This window comes from Methylobacterium sp. 142-1Y (assembly GCF_057747795.1).
This window is the reverse complement of the sequence record NZ_CM173224.1, coordinates 1420841-1438393: the sequence shown is the minus strand read 5'-3', so window position 1 is coordinate 1438393 and position 17553 is coordinate 1420841. Positions and strand designations below refer to the sequence as shown.

Below are 17553 nucleotides of genomic sequence, written 5' to 3'. Positions count from 1 at the left end.
CTCAAGCGCGGCGGGAGCGGATGTGGCGCGCGAATTGCGAATGGCTGTGGGAATGGCTGTGGGTCTAACGGCTCGGAGGCCGAATGCCCCGGGGCAACGATTTTCAGTGGCTTGCGGACCGGGAGCGCGGGCGCGATGGTGCCTGTCAGTTTCTCGAGCCAGCCAGAAGGGTGAGCGTCCATGACCGAGCATGACCTGCGCACGATGATCGGCGAGGTGAAGGACGGGAGCCTGTCGCGGCGCGGTTTCGTTCGGCGGATGCTGGCGCTCGGACTCACCGCCCCGATGGCCGGGATGATGCTGGCCCAGAACGGCGTCGCCTTCGCGGCGAATGCCTTGCGGGATGCCTACAAGCCGACCAAGGCCGGCGGCGGCGGGCCGCTGAAGCTGCTGTTCTGGCAGGCCGCGACGCTCATCAACCCGCATTTCGCCATCGGCACCAAGGACCAGGAAGGCTCGCGCATCTTCTACGAGCCGCTGGCGGCCTGGGACGCCGACGGCAACCTCTTCCCGATCCTGGCGGCCGAGATCCCCTCCAAGGAGAATGGCGGTGTGGCGGCCGACGGCCGCTCGGTGACCTGGAAGCTGAAGCCGAACGTGAAGTGGCACGACGGCAAGCCCTTCACCGCCGACGACGTGGTCTTCACCGCCGAATACGCCGCCAACCCGGCCACCGCCGCGGTGACGAGCGGCAGCTACATCAACGTCAAGGTCGAGAAAGTCGACGACCTGACGGTGAAGCTCTCCTTCAAGGAGCCGACGCCGTTCTGGGCCGATGCCTTCGTGTCGAGCGCCGGGATGGTCATCCCCAAGCACATCTTCGCGGATTATATCGGCGACAAGTCCCGCGACGCGCCGGCCAACCTCGCCCCGGTCGGCACCGGGCCGTACAAGTTCAGCGAGTTCCGCCCCGGCGACACCCTGCGCGGGGTACGCAACCCCGATTACCACGTGCCGAACCGCCCGTTCTTCGACTCGATCGAGATGAAGGGCGGCGGCGACGCCGTCTCGGCCGCCCGCGCCGTGCTGCAGACCGGCGAGTACGATTACGCCTGGAACATGCAGGTCGAGGACGAGATCCTCAAGCGGCTCGAGGCCGAGGGCAAGGGCCGGGTCACCATGGAATACGGCGGCAACCTCGAATTCCTGCTGCTGAACGCCACCGATCCGAACGTCGAGGTCGACGGCGAGCGCGCCTCGCTCAAGACCAAGCACCCGGCCTTCTCGGATCCGGCGGTGCGCAAGGCGATGAACCTGCTCGTCAACCGGGCGGCGATCCAGCAATACATCTACGGCCGCACGGGGCGGGCCACCGCCAACGTGTTCAACGGCCCGGCGCCCTTCGTCTCGAAGAACACCTCCTTCGCCTTCGAGCCCGACAAGGCGGCGCAGATCCTCGAAGACGCCGGCTGGAAGAAAGGTGGCGACGGCATCCGCGCCAAGGACGGCAAGAAGCTGAAATTCGTCTTCCAGACCTCGATCAACGCCCCGCGCCAGAAGACCCAGGCGATCATCAAGCAGGCGGCCCAGAAGGCCGGCATCGAGATGGAGCTGAAATCGGTTCCCGGCTCGGTATTCTTCTCCTCGGACGTGGCGAACCCGGACACCTATCCGCATTTCTACGCCGACATGGAGATGTATACCTGGAACATGACGCAGGCCGATCCGGCGGTGTTCGCCCTGCAATACGTGTCCTGGGAGGCCGCCACCAAGGCCAACAAGTGGCAGGGCCGCAACATCTGCCGGATGCAGAACCCGGAGGTCGATGCCTGCTACCGCGCGGCGCAGGGCGAGCTCGACCTCGTCAAGCGCGCCGCCCTGTTCGTCAAGATGAACGACCTGGTCGTGGCCGACTACGTCCTGCCGCTGCTCCACCGCGCCCAGGTCTCGGCGATCAACGGCAAGCTCCAGGCGCCCGCGACCGGCTGGGACAACTCGCTGACCTTCCTGGCCGAGTGGTACAAGCAGGCTTAAAAGACCACAGATGGGAGCCTATCTCCTCCGCCGCCTGCTGATCGCGATCCCGAGCCTGCTCGGGATCAGCCTCATCCTGTTCACCGTCCTGGCGCTCGCGCCGGGCGACCCGTTCGGGGAACTCGCCACCAACCCCAACGTGCCGCCCGAGGTGCGCGAGGCGCTGCGGCTGAAATTCGGCCTCGATGACCCGATCCTGGTGCGCTACCTGCACTGGCTGACGGCGATGCTCCAGGGCGACTGGGGTTTCTCCTTCGCCAGCCGGGTGAACGTCGACGAACTGATCCTGCAACGCCTGCCCACCACCCTGTTCGTCGTCGGCTCGTCGCAGGTCCTGGCGCTCCTCATCGCCGTGCCGGTCGGCATCCTGGCGGCGATCCGGCCCTACTCGGTCTTCGATCAGGTGGCGAACACCCTCGCCTTCATCGGCTTCTCGCTACCGACCTTCTTCACCGGCCTGCTGTTCATCCTGCTGTTCAGCCTCACGCTCGACTGGCTGCCCTTCGTCTACCAGGCCGACATTGCGGCGACGGGCTGGCGCTGGGCCTGGGAGCATGTGCGGCAGGCGATCATGCCGGTCTGCGTCCTCGGCTTCTTCCAGGCCGCCTCCTACACCCGCTACGTCCGCGCCTCGGTGCTCGACGTGGCGCGCCTCGACTACGTCACCACCGCCCGGGCCAAGGGCCTGTCGGACGGCACCGTCACGGTCCGCCACATCGCCCGCAACGCGCTGATCCCGGTCGTGACGCTCGTGGCGCTCCAGATCCCGGCGGTGTTCGGCGGCGCCATCGTCACCGAGCAGATTTTTCGCATCCCCGGGATCGGCTCGCTCCTCATCAACGCGATGCTCGCCAACGACACGCCGGTGGTGATGGCCGTCACCTTCGTGTTCGCCTGCCTCGTCGTCCTGTTCAACCTCGTCGCGGACCTCCTCTATGGCTGGCTCGACCCTCGCATCTCCTACCGCTGAGGCGGCGCCCGCGCCGCCGGCGGTCTCGGGGCGGGACACCTGGCGGCGCTTCCGCCGCCACCGCCTCGCGGTCGTCAGCGTCGGGGTGCTGGGCCTGCTGGTGCTCGCGGTCCTCGTCGGCGGCTGGGTCTGGCCGGTGGCGATCGACGACATCGACTTCGCCGCCACCCTCCAGGGTCCGTCCTGGGCCCACCCGCTCGGCACCGACGATCTCGGCCAGGACCTGCTCGCCCGGATGATCTATGGCGGCCGGATCTCGCTGGCGGTGGGCTTTGCCGCCATGGTGGTGGCGACCGTCGTCGGCGTGGTGGTCGGCGCGCTCGCCGGCATGTCGCGGCGCTTCCTCGACCCGTTCCTGATGTGGCTGACCGACCTGTTCCTGTCGCTGCCGCAGCTGCCGCTCCTGCTCCTCATCATCTACCTGTTCCGCGATCAGCTGAAGCAGCTCTTCGGCGTCGAGGGCGGCGTCTTCGTGATGATCGTCGCGGTGATCGGCGGCCTGCGCTGGATGCCGGTGGCCCGCCTCGTGCGGGCGCAGTTCCTGTCCTTGCGCGAGAAGGAATTCGTGGAAGCCGCGCGCTCGCAGGGCGCGACCGCCTGGCACCTCGTCACCCGCCACATCCTGCCGAACGCGATCGGCCCGGTCATCGTCGCGGCGACGATCGAGGTGTCTTCGGCGATCATCGCCGAATCGACCCTGTCGTTCTTAGGCCTCGGCTTCCCGCCCGACATCCCGACCTGGGGCCGGCTCCTCTACGACGCCAAGGACCACCTCGACGTGGCGCCGCACTGGGCGCTGTTTCCGGGCGCCGCGATCTTCCTGACCGTCCTGTCGATCAACTTCATCGGCGACGGCCTGCGCGACGCGCTCGATCCGCGGCGGGTGTTGTGACGGCACGCTTCGCCTGGATTCCCACCCTGGGCCTCATCCTGAGGTGTCAGCCCATCGGAGATGGGCTGACCTCGAAGGAGGCCTCCAGATCCCTCGGAGACCGCTGGATGTCTCCTTCGAGGCTCGCTCCGCTCGCACCTCAGGATGAGGTCGCGGGCAGGAGAGTGCGTGAGCAGGGCAGCCCACGATGACGCCTACAAGTCACTCCCGCCCGATCCTCTCGGTCCAGGACCTCACCGTCGCGTTCCGCTCCGAGCAGGCCTGGCGCCCGGTGGTGCACGGCGTCTCGTTCGACATCGGCCCGAAGGAGACCGTCGCCCTCGTCGGCGAATCGGGCTCCGGCAAGAGCGTCACGGCGATGTCGATCATGCGGCTCACCCCGCGCGACGCGACCCGGACCGGCGGCCGGGTGCTGCTCGAAGGCCGCGACCTCCTGCGCCTGCCCGACGCCGAGATGCGGCGCATCCGCGGCGACGACGTCGCGATGATCTTCCAGGAGCCGATGACGAGCCTCAACCCGGTGCTCACCGTCGGCTTCCAGATCGGCGAGGCCCTGCGGCTCCACCGCGGGATGTCGCACAGCGAGGCCGAGGCCGAGACCGTGCGGCTGTTCGACAAGGTGCGGATCCCCGCCGCCGCCTCGCGGGTGCACGATTACCCGCACCGCTTCTCCGGCGGCATGCGCCAGCGGGTGATGATCGCCATGGCGCTGGCCTGCCGGCCGAAGCTCCTGATCGCCGACGAGCCGACCACGGCGCTGGACGTGACGATCCAGGCCCAGATCCTCGACCTCATCAAGCTCCTCCAGGAGGAGGAGGGCATGTCGGTCCTGTTCATCACCCACGACATGGGGGTGGTGGCCGAGATCGCCGACCGCACCGTGGTGATGGTCGACGGGCGCGCCGTCGAGACGGGGGCGACCGAACAGATCTTCCGCCGCCCGGCCCACCCTTACAGCCGCGCGCTGCTCGCCGCTGTGCCGACCCTCGGGGCGATGAAGGGCCAGCCGCACCCGGCCCGCTTCCCGATCGTCGACCGCGCCACCGGCGAGCCGGAAGCCGCGCCGCCGCTGCCCGACACGGTGCGGGAGGGCGAGCGCCCGGTGCTGGAAGTCAAGGGCCTCACCACCCGCTTCGACATCCGCGGCGGCCTGCTCTCGCGGGTGCGCGGCCGGGTCCACGCGGTCGAGAACGTCTCCTTCGCGGTGCGGGCGGGCGAGACCCTGGCCCTCGTCGGCGAGTCGGGCTGCGGCAAGTCCACCACCGGCCGCTCGGTGCTGCGGCTGATCGAGCCGGTCGCCGGCGCGGTGCTCCTCGACGGCGAGGACGTGCTCGGCCTGTCGCCCGCCGCCCTGCGCGCCACACGCCGGCGGATGCAGATGATCTTCCAGGATCCCTTCGCCAGCCTCGATCCGCGCATGAGCGTCGGCGCGGCCATCGCCGAGCCCCTGCTGATCAACCGTCTCTGCTCACGATCGGAGGCCCGCGAGCGCGCCGCCGACCTGCTGCGCCGGGTCGGCCTCAAGCCCGAGATGGCCGGCCGCTTCCCGCACGAATTCTCCGGCGGCCAGCGCCAGCGCATCTGCATCGCCCGCACGCTGGCGCTCGAACCCCGGCTGATCGTGGCGGACGAATCGGTCTCGGCCCTCGACGTGTCGGTGAAGGCGCAGGTGGTGAACCTGATGCTCGACCTCCAGGCGTCGCTGAGCCTGGCCTACCTGTTCATCTCGCACGACATGGCGGTGGTGGAACGGGTCAGCCACCGGGTCGCCGTGATGTATCTCGGCGAGATCGTCGAGATCGGCCCCCGCGCGGCGATCTTCGGCGCGCCCCAGCATCCGTACACGAAGAAGCTGATCGCCGCCGTGCCCGTCCCCGATCCGGGGCGGCGCCGGCAGCTGCACGCGGTGCGCAGCGACGAGATCAAGAGCCCGATCCGCCCGGTCGATTACGTGCCGCCGGAGCGGCCGTACCGGGAGGTCTCGCCGGGGCACGTCGTGCAGGTGTGGGGGCCGGAATGGGAGGCACCGGCTGTGGCGGCAGTCGCGGTGGCGTGAGCGATTCGGTAGCTCAGCGCTTCTAAACCCTGCCGTGGACGGAAAAACCTTCTTTCCTACCCTCGACCTCATCCTGAGGTGTCAGTCCATCGAAGATGGACTGACCTCGAAGGAGGGATCTAGAAGTCTCCGAGATCCTTGGAGCCCTCCTTCGAGGCTCCCTCCGGTCGCATCTCAGGATGAGGTCGCGAATGGGATGTTTCTTGGAGGTGATCGACCTGGAGAGTATGTCTTCAGAGGCGAATGCGCCCCGCTCGATCGTCGCCCACCTGAGGTTATGGAACCCGGGCTCCGCTGCGCGGCCCCGGGATGATCAGGTGTCTGTCAGGCACGTCCAGCGGATCGGCTCCGTCAAGGCAGGATGGTCGCGCCTACCGCCCCGGCCCGACCACCTCCGGCACCTTCGCCGAGACCGGCACCACCGGCGGGGTCACGGCCCCGGCCGGGATCGGGCTCACAGGGGCGACGGCGTTGCCGGGCTTCGGGGCCGGCTCGGCGCCGTTGAGCGCACCGGCCGCAGCCGGCGCGGGCTCGTGCGCGGTCCCGTGGGCACGGCCGAGCAGGTCCGGCGGGGTCTGCCAGACGAAGGCGTCGAGGCGGCCGCTGACCGGGGAGATCGGCGCCCAGCGGTCGGTGACGAGGCCGTCGGCGCACCAGGCCGGATCGCGCGGGGCGCGGGCGGCGCGGGCCTGCCATTCGCGGGCCTTGCCGGACGCCGCGCCGTGCTCGGCCTCCTCGATCTCGGCCATCAGCTCGTAGGCGCGCACGGTCGGCTGATCGGTGAGCAGCGGCGCCAGCACGTCGCGGGCGCGGCCGAACTCGCGGGCGTCGAGCGCCGCGCGGGCGATGGCGAAGCGCGATTCCGGATGCCAGGACGAGATGCGGGCCAGGGTCTCGGCGCGGGCCAGACGATCGCGGCTCGAATCACCGGTGCGCAGGTCGAGATAGACCCGGGCGAGGTCCGGATGCGGGTTGGCGCGCCAGGCGGCCTCGACCACCTTCGCGCCGCGCTTGAGGTCGCCGCGGCGGGCGAAGAGCCGGCCCGCCACCGCGGCCGCCGGCACCAGGTCGGGGGCGAGCTTCACCGCCTCGCGTCCTTGCGCCAGGGCGCGCTCGGGATCGCCCGCCTCGAGGTCGAGGGCGCTGGCGGTCAGCAGCACGGCGCGCTGGCGGCGCATCGCCGCCTTGTCGGAGAGGCCCAGCGCCGCACGGCGCGAGACGGTGTCGAGGGCGCCCGACCAGTCGCGGTCGGCGCACTGGCCCTCCATCACCGCCTCGTTGGCCCAGGTCACGCTCGGGGCGAGGCGGGCGGCCTCGATCGCGTAGGCGCGGGCCGAGGCTTCGTCGTCCTGGCGCCGGGCCTCGACGAACAGGCCGCGCAGGCCGAGCACCCGGGTCTCGGGATCGTCGACCATGCGGCGGAAGGCGCGCTCGGCCCCGGCGCGGTCGCCGGAGATCTGGGCGGCCTGGGCGGTCAGCAGCAGGGCGAGCGGTTCGGCGCCGAGCAGGCGCTCGGCCTCGCCGGCATGGCGGCGCGCCGCGATCGGATCACCGGACCCCACCGCCACCATGCCGCGCGACAGGGCGTTGTAGCCCCGGGCCTGGCGCCGGCGCCGGCTCGACAGGGTCAGCCGCTCGGGCAGGTTCAGGATGCCCCGGGCGAAGGCCCAGACGAAGCCCAGCACCACCGCCAGCACCATCACGCCGACGAGCGCGGCGGCGAGGCTGGTCGCCAGTTCGTAGCCGCCCCAGGTCACGGTGACCACGCCGGGCCGGTCGGCGAGCCAGACCGCCCCGTAGGCGGCGAGGGCGAGGAGAGCCAGGAAGGCGAGTGCGCGCCACATCTTTCCATCAACTCCAGAAAGCCGCGCTGCCGCTAGCGGGCGCGCGAGGGGGCGTCGAGCGAGCCCCGAGAGATCACGGCGGCCGCCCGGACGGGCGGCCGCATTTTGAGAGCGTCAGCGGGTCGCCGGACCTTGAATGGCCGCGAAGGAGGCGGCCAGCCGCGCCCGCGCGGCCTCGCCGGCTGCGGCGCGGGCCTTCAGGCGCTGGCCGAACTCGGCGGCCTCCTTGCGGGCGGCCTCCGGCAGGGCGTCGAAGGCCTGCGCCGCCTCCGCCACCGCGCCGCGGGCCAGCGCATCCTGGATCTTGGCGACGCCCGCCTCGGTCGGGTCGGCGGCGTTGCTCGGCGCCGGAGCCGCACCCTCGGATCCGACCTTCTTCACCGAGACGATCGATTCGGCCATGCTGGTCAGCCGGTCGGCGATGCTGCCGCGCTCGGCCACCGCCTTCTGCCGGGCGGCGAGCGCCGCCGCGTTCAGCTTGGCGGCGACCGGCTGGAAGCTCTGGGCGAGCGAGGCCGCGGTCGGCGCCCCACTTTGCGCGAAGGGCTCCAGCGGCGCCAGCGCCCCGGCCTGGCCGGGATCGAGCTGCTTCAGGGTCGCCAGGGCATCGGCGTAGGGCGCGCCGGTATTGAGCGCGCTGGCGATCCGGTCGGAGGCCACCACCCGGAGCGCCGCCTGGACGCTGCTCGCCTCGGCCCGGCCCTCGACCGCCTTGGCGAGGTCGGCGAGGCGCTGGTCGACGGTCTTGGTGCGGGCGTCGGCGGATTGCTGGAGCGCGTCGAAGCGCTGGTCCGCCGCCTTGGCCCGGGTGTCGAGGGCCTGTCGCAGCTCGTCGAGGCGCTGGCCGAGCGCCTTGTCGGCCTGCTCCTCGGCCGCCGCGCGGGTGCCGAGATCGGCCTGCAGCGCCTTCAGCCCCTTGTCGAGCCCGTCGAGGCGGCCGCGCAGGTCGGCGCCGTCGCCGCGGCCCTGGAGCGCCGTCACCGCCTGGGCGAGGCCGTCGACCCGCTGGCGCAGGCCGGCATCGGTCCCGCCCGAGCGGCCCTGGAGCTCGGCGACCTGCTTCTCAAGGCCCTGGAGACGCACCGGATCGATGCCGGCGCTCGGCGTCGGGGTTGCCCCCTGAGCCACCGGCGCCGCCTGTCCGGCCGCCGGGGCGGGCGCGGCCTCCGCCTTGCGCAGGGCCTCGTCGGCCCGCTGGCTCGCCGCCTTGGCGGCGGCATCGGCCGCCCGCACCGCGTCGGGCAACGGACGCACCGTGGACTCGAGCGAGGCGATGCGGCGATCGAGGGCCTGGACGCTGTCGCGCGGCGCGAGATCGGCCAGGCGCTGCTCCAGCGGCACCGTGCCGGCACCGTCGGCCTGCGGCGTGCCGGGCTTCCGCAGGTTGATGCCGTAGGCCGGGCCGTAGGTGGTCACGCCGTAGAGCAGGCCCGCGCCGACCACGCCGCCCAGGAGCGAGGCTGCCAGAACCGAGCCGAAGCCGGCACCGGAGCGGCCTTGCGGCGCTGCCGCGGCCGGGACGGCACTCGCCGGGATGGCACTCGTGGTCCTGGCGGCCTCGGGCTTCGGGGCATCCTTCGGAGAGGTCACGCCGGGGCCGGTCGCCTGGGGACCCGTCTTGGGCACCGTCGCGGGCGGCACGGTCGAGGGCTTCGCGCCGGTGGCGCCGACCGGGTTGGGCCCCGAGCCCGCCGAGGCGGCGCCGGTCGTCGCGCCGGTGCCGGCGGTGGGGGATTTCGGCTCCGGAGGCTTGCCGCCGGTCGCGCCGGTCACGGGTGCAATGGGTTTCCCGTCAGCCGGCTTGGCATCGCCGACCTTGAGCGGGCCGCTGCCCGGGCCCGTGACCACCGTGCCGGTCGGAGATTTCGGGGCGCCTCCGGTCGGGGAGACGGCCGAGGCCGTCGCGGAGGACGGCGCGCCGGGCTTGGATTCGCCGGGCTTCGCGGACGCGGCCCCCGTCGCGCCGACTGGCGTCGCGGCGCCTCCGGTCGCGCCGCCGGCCGGCTTCGATGCCGTGGCACCGGAGGCACCCGGGGTCGAGACCGGGCCGGACGTTGCGCCGGTCGCCCCCGGCTTCGAGGCCGAGGCGCCCGACATCGAAGCCGCGCCGGTCGCGCCGGTCGCGCCGGGCTTCGGAGCCTCGGCCGCCTTCGGCGGCTCGCCGGGCTTCGCGGTCGCGGGAGCCGTCACGCCGGGCTTCACCCCGTCGGATTTCACCCCGTCGGACTTGGCCGCATCCTTGGCCGCATCGAACGGCTTCGCCGGCTCGGACTTGCCCGGTTCAGTCTTGCCCGGTTCAGTCCTGCCCGGCTCCGTCTTGGACGCCTCCTTGGGCGCGTCCGCGATGCGGGTCGCCTTCAGGTCGATGATCGGCCCATCCGCCGGGTTGCCGCCGCGCCCGCCCGGACGGTTGCGCGAATCCTTCTGGTCCTTGTCGGATGGGGTCACGGCCGAAGATCCTCACCTGTGGCTCCGGGCCGGGGCGCGCCGGAAGGCGGCCTGATCGGCTCGGCGTGGGCACGACCGCGGGGCAGGATCCCGCCCGGGCCGCGCAACGATTGATCGTCCCTTAGCATCGCTCCCGGCCCGGGCGAAGGGCCGGCGACACCTCTGCGTCATTGTCCTGTCGAATGGGCGCCGGACCGGCCGAGAGCAAGCCCGCCAACAGAGCCTCCTCGTCCGGCCGTGCCGCGACGACATGGGACAGGATCCCGGCCGCGACCAGGGGCGCGGCCACGTCGGCCGACAGGCAATGATGCGCCAGGTGGCAAAAGGCGTCCTCCCGCCCCGCGGCCCGGGCGAGGCCGAGGGCCGTCGCGGCGCTGCGCCGGGAATAGTGGAGCGCCGCGTCGAGGGCGCCCGCCTCCAGGGCCTCGGCTACCGGCTCCGGCAGGGCCGGCAGGGGCCGGGCCGCGTAGGCGACCCAGACCGTGAGCCGGTAGCCGCGGGCGGCGAGCGTGTCGCCCGGCTCGTCCTTGCGCTCGCGCCCGGCGGCATGGAGGAGGCGCGCGCCGCGCGGCAGGGCGGCGCCGATCAGGTCGGCGAGGGCGCGGGCGTCGCCCCCGGCCTCGTGGACGGGCCCGAGGCCCGCCGCGCGGGCGGCACAGGCCGTGCGGGCCCCGACGCAATAGGCCGGCAGCGCGGCGAGCGGGGAGCCGGCGAGCGCCGGTACCGCGCTCGCGCTCGTGAGGACCAGGGCGTCGAACGGACCGTCCGGCGCCGGCGCGCCGCTGAGCGCCAGATCGAGGACCGGGGCGAGGAGCGGGCGGTGGCCCAGAGCCGCGACGCGCTCGGCCGTGCGTGCGCCGGCCGGCAGCGGCCGCGCGACCCAGACCCTGAGGGCGGTCCGGCATTCCGTCGCCCGCGTCACGCGTCACGCCCCCGGGAGTCCCGCTCCAAAGCGCCCCACCCCATGCATCCGACCCCTTTGCCGGCCATGCCCGGCGGGTTATCTGAAGGGCACCATACCGGCCGCCGCGCGGCGTGCCAGCCCCCTCGCGAGACCATGCCCCCACCATGAACGTCCTCGGGATCGAAACCACCTGCGACGAGACCGCGGCCGCGATCGTGACGGTGGAGGAGGACGGGCGCGGCGCGATCCGCTCCAACGAAGTGCTGAGCCAGATCGCCGAGCACGCCGCCTATGGCGGGGTGGTGCCGGAGATCGCGGCGCGCGCCCATGTCGAGGTGCTGGACCGGCTGGTCGCCCGGGCGCTCGACAATGCCGGGATGCGGCTCTCCGATCTCGACGGCATCGCGGTCGCGGCGGGGCCGGGCCTGATCGGCGGTGTGCTGGTCGGCCTCGTCACCGGCAAGACCCTGGCGCTGGTGGCGCGAAAGCCCCTCGTGGCGGTCAACCACCTCGAGGCCCATGCGCTGACCGCCCGTCTCACCGACGGCCTCGCCTTTCCGTACCTGCTGCTGCTCGCCTCCGGCGGCCACACCCAGCTCGTCGCCGTCAAGGGCGTCGGGGAATACGTGCGCCTCGGCGGCACCATCGACGACGCGATCGGCGAGGCCTTCGACAAGGTGGCGAAGCTCCTGGGCCTCGCCTATCCGGGCGGGCCGGAGGTCGAGCGCGCCGCCGAGGGCGGCAACCCCGAGCGCTTCGCCCTGCCGCGGCCGATGCTCGGCCGGCGCGAGCCGAATTTTTCCCTGTCCGGCCTCAAGACGGCCTTGCGGATCGAGGCCGAGCGCATCGCCCCTCTCACCAACCAGGACGTGGCCGATCTCTGCGCCGGCTTCCAGGCGGCGGTCGTCGACGTGGTGGTCGACCGGGTGCGGGTGGCCCTGCGCGATTTCGGCCCCGTCGCCGGCCACCCGACCGCGCTCGTGGCCGCCGGGGGCGTGGCGGCCAACGGCGCCCTGCGGCGGGCGCTGGCCCGCCAGGCCGGCGAGGCCGGGCTGCCGCTGGTCGCCCCTCCCCTGCCGCTCTGCGGCGACAACGGCGCGATGATCGCCTGGGCCGGCATCGAGCGCCTGCGGCTCGGGCTCACCGACGACATCACCGCGCCGGCCCGGCCGCGCTGGCCCTTCGCGCAAGCCAAGGATGTCGCGCCGGCCCAAGCCGCCGGATGAGTGCCGCGGAGGCCGAGGCGCAGCAGCGCCGCTGGCGGGAACTGGTCGACGAGCGCCTGCCCGCCGCCGCCGCCGCGCATCCGGACTGGCCGGTCTCGCAGAATCACTGCTTCGCCCGCATCCTGCTCGACAATGCCTGCGGCGGGCCCTGGCGCGAGAGCGTGGCCCCGCCCGCCTGGGCCAACATGCCGCCCGAGCGCCTGGGCCTGGCCCTGAGCCTGGGCGAGGCCGTACTGGAGGGCCGGCAGGACCTCGCCGCGCTCAATCATCGTTCGCTGCTGTGGCGGCGCAAGCGGCGGGCGCCGCCGCCGCCCGAGAGCCTGCAAGGCGAGGATTTTTCCCTGCGGCGCTGGCGGCTCTCCGACGACGAGCCCTTCGCGGCGCTCTGCGCCGACCCGGAGGTGATGCGGTTCTTCCCCGCTCCGAAGACCGTGCGCGAGAGCCAGGTCGAGGCGAGGGCGCTGGCCCGGCGCTTCGACGAGGACGGGTTCGGCCCCTGGGTCATCGAGGCGCCGGAGGGGTTCTGCGGCTTCGTCGGCTGCTGGCGCCCGGCTCGCCCACTGCCCCTCGGGCCCCTGATCGGGCAGGAAATCGGCCTGGTCGAGATCGGCTGGCGCCTCGCCTGGCCGGCCTGGGGCCGGGGCTTCGCCGTGCGCGGCGCCCGCCTGGCGCTCGCCGACGTGTTCTCGCGCTGCGCGCTGAACGAGGTCGTGGCCTATACGGCCGAGGTGAACGTGCCCTCGCTCCGGGTGATGCAGCGCCTCGGCATGAGCGAGGTCGGCGGGTTCGACCATCCGGGACTGCCCGAGGGCCATCCGTTGCGGCCGCACCGGCTGTATCGGCTGGCGGCGACGGATTTCCTCGCCGGTGGCGGGGCGGGCGGCGCTGGCCTAGAATAGAATCCGCTTGCGCCACCGTCGGACGTCCGGTTTTCGTCACCTCGCGAAACGCCGTTTGCCCATCCGTCGGGACGCAGGATCGGGGAATCCGGAAGGCGCACCATGTCCCAGCCGACACCGTCGAGACCGCCCCGCCGGGCGAATCCCGGCCCGGGTCGGCGCCGCATCGGGGTCCTCGTGCCCGACATGCGCGCCCCGACCTTCCGGCGCGACGCGCAGCAGCACGCGGAGGCCGTTGCGGCGAGTGGCCAGGCGCAGGACGACCAGGATTTCATCGATGCCGTCGCGGCGGGTAACGACAGAGACCGGTCTCGTGAGACGATGACGCTGCGTCGGCGTCAGCTGCGCCTGCCGGAACCTCGCGACGCGACGACAGCTTCCATGGACATAATCCCGTGCTCCCACCGTTGATCACACGAGGCTGGCTCGACCGATTGCATCGACCGGCGCGCCACGGACTTGCCCCCACCCGCGACCTCGTCCTGAGGTGCGACCGTCAGGGAGCCTCGAAGGAGGGCTCCAGGGACGCCAGAGACATCTGGAGCCCCCCTTCGAGGCTGCCGCGCGCGGCAGCACCTCAGGATCAGGTCGCGGGTGGGATGGGGCCGATCGCCGATCCGGCAGCCTCCGGATGCGACGCTCTCGCCCTCGGTTGCGCATCATGACCGGCATCGGCCCGATCGCGGTCCTGGGCGGCGGGGCCTGGGGCACGGCGCTCGCCAACGCGGCGGCGGCCGCGGCCGAGCGGCCGGTGGTGCTGTGGATGCGCGATGCGGGAAGCGCCGCCGACATGGCGCGCACCCGCGAGAATGCCCGTCACCTCCCCGGCGTGAGCCTGCATCCGGGGGTGCGCCCCACCGCGTCCGCCGCGGACCTCGGCGAGGCCGAGGCTTTGCTGGTGGTGACGCCGGCCCAGACGCTGCGGAGCGTGCTGATCACCTTGCGCCCGCAGCTGCGGCCGGACGCCGCCCTGGTCCTGTGCGCCAAGGGCATCGAGCGCGGGACCGACGCCTTCCTGACCGACGTCGCCGCCGAGGCCGCGCCGGGCGCGGCCCTCGCGGTCCTGTCGGGCCCGAGCTTCGCGGCGGATGTCGCCCGCGGGTTGCCCACCGCCGTGACGCTGGCGAGCCGCGACGGCGCGCTGGCGGCGCGGCTCGCCGCCGCCCTGTCCGGGCCGACCTTCCGGGTCTATCACGGCAGCGACCCGCGCGGGGTCGAGATCGGCGGGGCGGCCAAGAACGTGCTCGCCATCGCCTGCGGGGCGGCGATCGGCCGGGGCCTCGGGGAAAGCGCCCGGGCGGCGCTGGTCGCCCGCAGTTTCGCCGAGCTGATGCGTTTTGCCCGCGCCTGGGACGCCTGCCCCGAGACGCTGATGGGGCTGTCCGGCCTCGGCGACCTCGTGCTCAGCGCCGCCTCGTCCCAATCGCGCAACTTCGCCTTCGGCGAGCGTCTCGGGCGGGGCGCGAGCCTCGAGGAGGCCTCCGGCGGCAAGCTTGCCGAGGGGGCGCTGACCGCCCAGGCGCTGGTGGCGCTCGCCCGCCGGCGCGGCGTCGAGATGCCGGTGGCCGAGGCGGTGGCCGGTCTGCTCTCCGGCGCGCTCAGCCTCGACGCGGCGATCGCCGACCTGCTCAGCCGGCCCCTGCGGGCCGAGGTCTGAGCCGGCCGGACGGCGCGAGGGGCGTTATACCAATGGCCCAAGATGCTGACGCATCGATTCGATCTCGGGCAAGCCCGAGATCGACGGGGCCATTGACCCATCTCGAATTTTCGACACCAAGCCAAAGGCTTGGCGAGAATTCGAGAACGGAACCAAAGGTCGTTTCCAGCGACCGTTGGTATTAGAACAGCCCCTCGATCCGACCCTCGGCGTCGAGATAGATCCCTTCCGCCGCCGGCACCTTGGGCAGGCCCGGCATGGTCATGATCTCCCCGCAGATCGCCACGACGAAGCCGGCGCCTGCCGAGAGGCGCACGTCGCGCACCGCCACCACGTGGCCGCTCGGCGCGCCGATCAGGGCCGGGTCGGTGGAGAACGAGTACTGGGTCTTGGCCATGCAGACCGGAAGGTGGCCGTGGCCGCCCTGCGCGAAGGCCGCGAGCTTCGCCGCCGCCTTCGATTCCACCTGGATGTCGGCGGCGCCGTAGAGCGTCTTCGCGATGGTGCGGATCTTGTCCTCGAGCGGCATCGCGTCCGGGTAGACGAAATGCGGCGTCGCGGCAGGACCCGCATCGGCGAGGCTCGCGACCGCGTGGGCCAGGCCCTCGGCGCCCGCCCCGCCCTCGGCCCAGTGCCGGCAGGTGATCGCCTCGACGTCGAGGCGGTCGCGGCAGAGCGCCTTGAGGGTGGCGTGCTCGGCCTCCGTGTCGGCGTGGAAGTGGTTCACCGCCACCACCACCGGCGCGCCGAAGCGGCGCACGTTCTCGACGTGGCGGGCGAGGTTGGCAAAGCCCCGCTCCAGGGCCGCGACGTCCTCGCGGCCGAGATCGCCCTTGGCGACGCCGCCATGCATCTTGAGGGCGCGCACGGTGGCGACGATCACCACCGCGGACGGGTTCAGGCCCGCCTGCCGGCACTTGATGTCGAAGAACTTTTCCGCCCCGAGATCGGCGCCGAAGCCGGCTTCCGTCACCACGTAGTCGCCGAGCCGGAGGCCCGCCCGGGTCGCGATCACCGAGTTGCAGCCATGCGCGATGTTGGCAAACGGCCCGCCATGGATCAGCGCCGGGCTGCCCTCCAGGGTCTGGACGAGGTTGGGCTGCAGCGCGTCCTTGAGCAGCACCGTCATGGCACCGGTGGCCTTGAGGTCGGCGAGCGTCACGGGCTTGCGGTCGCGGGTCTCCGCCACCACGATCCGGCCGAGGCGCGCCTCCAGGTCGGCGAGGTCGCGGGCGAGGCAGAACACCGCCATCACCTCCGAGGCCACCGTGATGTCGAAGCCGTCCTCGCGCGGATAGCCGTTGGCCACGCCCCCGAGGCTCTGGGTGATGGTGCGCAAGGCCCGGTCGTTCATGTCGAGCACGCGCCGGAACGCCACCCGGCGCAGGTCGATGTCGAGCTTGTTGCCCCAGTAGATGTGGTTGTCGATCAGGGCCGCCGCGAGGCTGTGGGCCGAGGTGATGGCGTGGAAGTCGCCGGTGAAGTGGAGGTTGATCGCCTCCATCGGCACCACCTGGGCCTTGCCGCCGCCGGCCGCCCCGCCCTTCATGCCGAAACACGGCCCGAGGGAGGGCTCGCGCAGGCAGATCACCGTCTTGCGGCCGGTGCGGTTGAGTGCGTCGCCGAGGCCGACCGTGGTGGTGGTCTTGCCCTCGCCGGCCGGGGTCGGGCTGATCGCCGTCACCAGGATCAGCTTGCCCTCGGGCTTCGCTTCCAGGCTCCGGATATGGCCGTGGTCGATCTTGGCGATGTGCCGGCCGTAGGGGTGCAGGGCGTCGTCCGGGATGCCGAGGCGCTCCGCAATCGCGGTGATCGGCTGGAGGGTGGCCGCGCGGGCGATCTCGATGTCGGTCGGCATTGTGTCCCGATCGTTGTTCTGGGAGCCGGAGGGAGGCGGCTTGGCGTGGCGGGGATTCTAGGCGGAGGCCGCCCTTGTCGAAAAGATCAAATCGCTTGAGCAGGATACTCAGAAAAATTGAAGACCCTTGCGCGGGTTGCGAACAGGCGAGTGACGACCGGACGTGTCGCGAGGCCGCCGTTAGCCATGCCGGCAGATCGCCGCGGTCCCGGCGGCGAAGGCTTCACCATTGCGGCTCCAGGGTGGTGCCGTTGCAGGCCGGCGGTGAGCGGGAGAGACTGGGATGGCCTTCTGGCTGCGGGCCGGGCTGGTGATCGGCGCGATCTACTACCTGTCGCCGTTGCGCCTCGGCGAGGCGCCCTCCCCGGCCCGGACGGCGCAGGCCGCCCCGGGGCTCGCCGAGATCGCAGGGCCGGTCCTCGCCGCATTGCCAGATTCCCTACGGCCCGAGTTCCTGCGCGCCCGGATGGGCGAGGCCGCCGCCGCGGAGGCCGGGCGCACCCTCGGGGCGGGCCTGCGCGCAGTCGCGGCGGAGGCGGGCCGCGCGCCCTCCCGCGACACCCTGACGGTCCATGACCGGCAACCGGCCTGGCGCGGCGCCGCCGAGCGGGAGATGCGCTGACCCCGTTTCGCCATGAACAGGCAAGGATCCGATGGTACAGACTGCGCCTAGACCGAAAGGCCTATGCCTGTCGTATGAGCAGCAAGCGGAACTTTGGCCGACTGCCTCTGTTTCCAGATTGTGAACCTAACAAGCGATCATCGGAATTGCTGTACGGCTCCGAGCCGATAACGGGCGAGGCGGTGGTATTGCTTTTTTCTGTC

Annotated in this window: 13 protein-coding genes; 9 read left to right on the top strand and 4 right to left on the bottom strand. The window is 72.3% G+C overall.

What is annotated here, in order from left to right; genetic code table 11:
- The first annotated feature begins 180 nt into the window (after positions 1 to 180).
- From AC3AOF_RS06680 to AC3AOF_RS06665, 4 genes are all read left to right on the top strand, one after another.
- On the top strand, positions 181 to 1974 hold the full coding sequence (locus AC3AOF_RS06680) for a peptide ABC transporter substrate-binding protein (RefSeq protein WP_236991507.1): 1794 nt from the start codon (positions 181 to 183) through the stop codon (positions 1972 to 1974).
- A 10-nt stretch (positions 1975 to 1984) separates the two neighbouring features.
- Positions 1985 to 2944, top strand: a complete 960-nt coding sequence (locus tag AC3AOF_RS06675) for an ABC transporter permease (RefSeq protein ID WP_488348023.1) — start codon at positions 1985 to 1987, stop codon at positions 2942 to 2944.
- Positions 2910 to 3836 carry an ABC transporter permease gene (locus AC3AOF_RS06670; RefSeq protein ID WP_488348022.1) on the top strand — a complete coding sequence of 309 codons (927 nt, stop codon included), beginning with the start codon at positions 2910 to 2912 and terminating at the stop codon, positions 3834 to 3836. The genes AC3AOF_RS06675 and AC3AOF_RS06670 overlap by 35 nt, the downstream gene beginning before the upstream one ends.
- 187 nt (positions 3837 to 4023) lie before the next feature.
- Positions 4024 to 5892 carry an ABC transporter ATP-binding protein gene (locus AC3AOF_RS06665; RefSeq protein WP_488348021.1) on the top strand — a complete coding sequence of 623 codons (1869 nt, stop codon included), beginning with the start codon at positions 4024 to 4026 and terminating at the stop codon, positions 5890 to 5892.
- A 371-nt stretch (positions 5893 to 6263) separates the two neighbouring features.
- On the opposite strand, the gene AC3AOF_RS06660 is transcribed toward AC3AOF_RS06665, so the two are convergent.
- The 3 genes from AC3AOF_RS06660 to AC3AOF_RS06650 all read right to left on the bottom strand — a co-directional run bounded on the left by AC3AOF_RS06660 (position 6264) and on the right by AC3AOF_RS06650 (position 11106).
- Entirely contained in the window at positions 6264 to 7736 is a 1473-nt protein-coding gene (locus AC3AOF_RS06660; protein WP_236991511.1) for a heme biosynthesis protein HemY, read from the bottom strand.
- 114 nt (positions 7737 to 7850) lie between these two features.
- Positions 7851 to 10184 carry a COG4223 family protein gene (locus AC3AOF_RS06655; RefSeq protein WP_488348020.1) on the bottom strand — a complete coding sequence of 778 codons (2334 nt, stop codon included), beginning with the start codon at positions 10182 to 10184 and terminating at the stop codon, positions 7851 to 7853.
- Between the two features lie 121 nt (positions 10185 to 10305).
- Entirely contained in the window at positions 10306 to 11106 is an 801-nt protein-coding gene (locus tag AC3AOF_RS06650; RefSeq protein ID WP_488348019.1) for a uroporphyrinogen-III synthase, read from the bottom strand.
- 146 nt (positions 11107 to 11252) lie between these two features.
- On the opposite strand from AC3AOF_RS06650, the gene tsaD reads away from it, so the two are divergent.
- The 4 genes from tsaD to AC3AOF_RS06630 all read left to right on the top strand — a co-directional run bounded on the left by tsaD (position 11253) and on the right by AC3AOF_RS06630 (position 14870).
- Positions 11253 to 12314 (top strand): tRNA (adenosine(37)-N6)-threonylcarbamoyltransferase complex transferase subunit TsaD, encoded by a 1062-nt coding sequence (tsaD, locus tag AC3AOF_RS06645; RefSeq protein ID WP_236991514.1) that lies wholly within the window; start codon positions 11253 to 11255, stop codon positions 12312 to 12314.
- Entirely contained in the window at positions 12311 to 13213 is a 903-nt protein-coding gene (locus tag AC3AOF_RS06640; RefSeq protein ID WP_488348018.1) for a GNAT family N-acetyltransferase, read from the top strand. The genes tsaD and AC3AOF_RS06640 overlap by 4 nt, the downstream gene beginning before the upstream one ends.
- Positions 13214 to 13315: 102 nt before the next feature.
- Entirely contained in the window at positions 13316 to 13624 is a 309-nt protein-coding gene (locus AC3AOF_RS06635) for an antitoxin MazE-like protein (protein ID WP_488348017.1), read from the top strand.
- 250 nt (positions 13625 to 13874) lie between these two features.
- The gene (locus AC3AOF_RS06630; RefSeq protein WP_236991517.1) at positions 13875 to 14870 is read left to right on the top strand and encodes an NAD(P)H-dependent glycerol-3-phosphate dehydrogenase; all 996 of its coding nucleotides are present in this window, start codon (positions 13875 to 13877) and stop codon (positions 14868 to 14870) included.
- A 181-nt stretch (positions 14871 to 15051) separates the two neighbouring features.
- Here AC3AOF_RS06630 and AC3AOF_RS06625 read toward each other — a convergent pair whose 3' ends face one another.
- The gene (locus AC3AOF_RS06625; protein WP_488348016.1) at positions 15052 to 16728 is read right to left on the bottom strand and encodes a formate--tetrahydrofolate ligase; all 1677 of its coding nucleotides are present in this window, start codon (positions 16726 to 16728) and stop codon (positions 15052 to 15054) included.
- A gap of 283 nt (positions 16729 to 17011) precedes the next feature.
- Between AC3AOF_RS06625 and AC3AOF_RS06620 the strand changes: the two genes are divergently transcribed.
- Complete coding sequence (locus tag AC3AOF_RS06620; protein WP_236991519.1) at positions 17012 to 17350, top strand: hypothetical protein; 339 nt, start codon at positions 17012 to 17014, stop codon at positions 17348 to 17350.
- Positions 17351 to 17553 lie beyond the last annotated feature (203 nt).

Coding starts and splice junctions, on each gene's coding strand:
- AC3AOF_RS06680 (WP_236991507.1), top strand. CDS start 181: ATGACCGAGCATGACCTGCGCACGATGATCGGCGAGGTGAAGGACGGG.
- AC3AOF_RS06675 (WP_488348023.1), top strand. CDS start 1,985: ATGGGAGCCTATCTCCTCCGCCGCCTGCTGATCGCGATCCCGAGCCTG.
- AC3AOF_RS06670 (WP_488348022.1), top strand. CDS start 2,910: ATGGCTGGCTCGACCCTCGCATCTCCTACCGCTGAGGCGGCGCCCGCG.
- AC3AOF_RS06665 (WP_488348021.1), top strand. CDS start 4,024: ATGACGCCTACAAGTCACTCCCGCCCGATCCTCTCGGTCCAGGACCTC.
- AC3AOF_RS06660 (WP_236991511.1), bottom strand. CDS start 7,736: ATGTGGCGCGCACTCGCCTTCCTGGCTCTCCTCGCCCTCGCCGCCTAC.
- tsaD (WP_236991514.1), top strand. CDS start 11,253: ATGAACGTCCTCGGGATCGAAACCACCTGCGACGAGACCGCGGCCGCG.
- AC3AOF_RS06640 (WP_488348018.1), top strand. CDS start 12,311: ATGAGTGCCGCGGAGGCCGAGGCGCAGCAGCGCCGCTGGCGGGAACTG.
- AC3AOF_RS06635 (WP_488348017.1), top strand. CDS start 13,316: ATGTCCCAGCCGACACCGTCGAGACCGCCCCGCCGGGCGAATCCCGGC.
- AC3AOF_RS06630 (WP_236991517.1), top strand. CDS start 13,875: ATGACCGGCATCGGCCCGATCGCGGTCCTGGGCGGCGGGGCCTGGGGC.
- AC3AOF_RS06625 (WP_488348016.1), bottom strand. CDS start 16,728: ATGCCGACCGACATCGAGATCGCCCGCGCGGCCACCCTCCAGCCGATC.
- AC3AOF_RS06620 (WP_236991519.1), top strand. CDS start 17,012: ATGGCCTTCTGGCTGCGGGCCGGGCTGGTGATCGGCGCGATCTACTAC.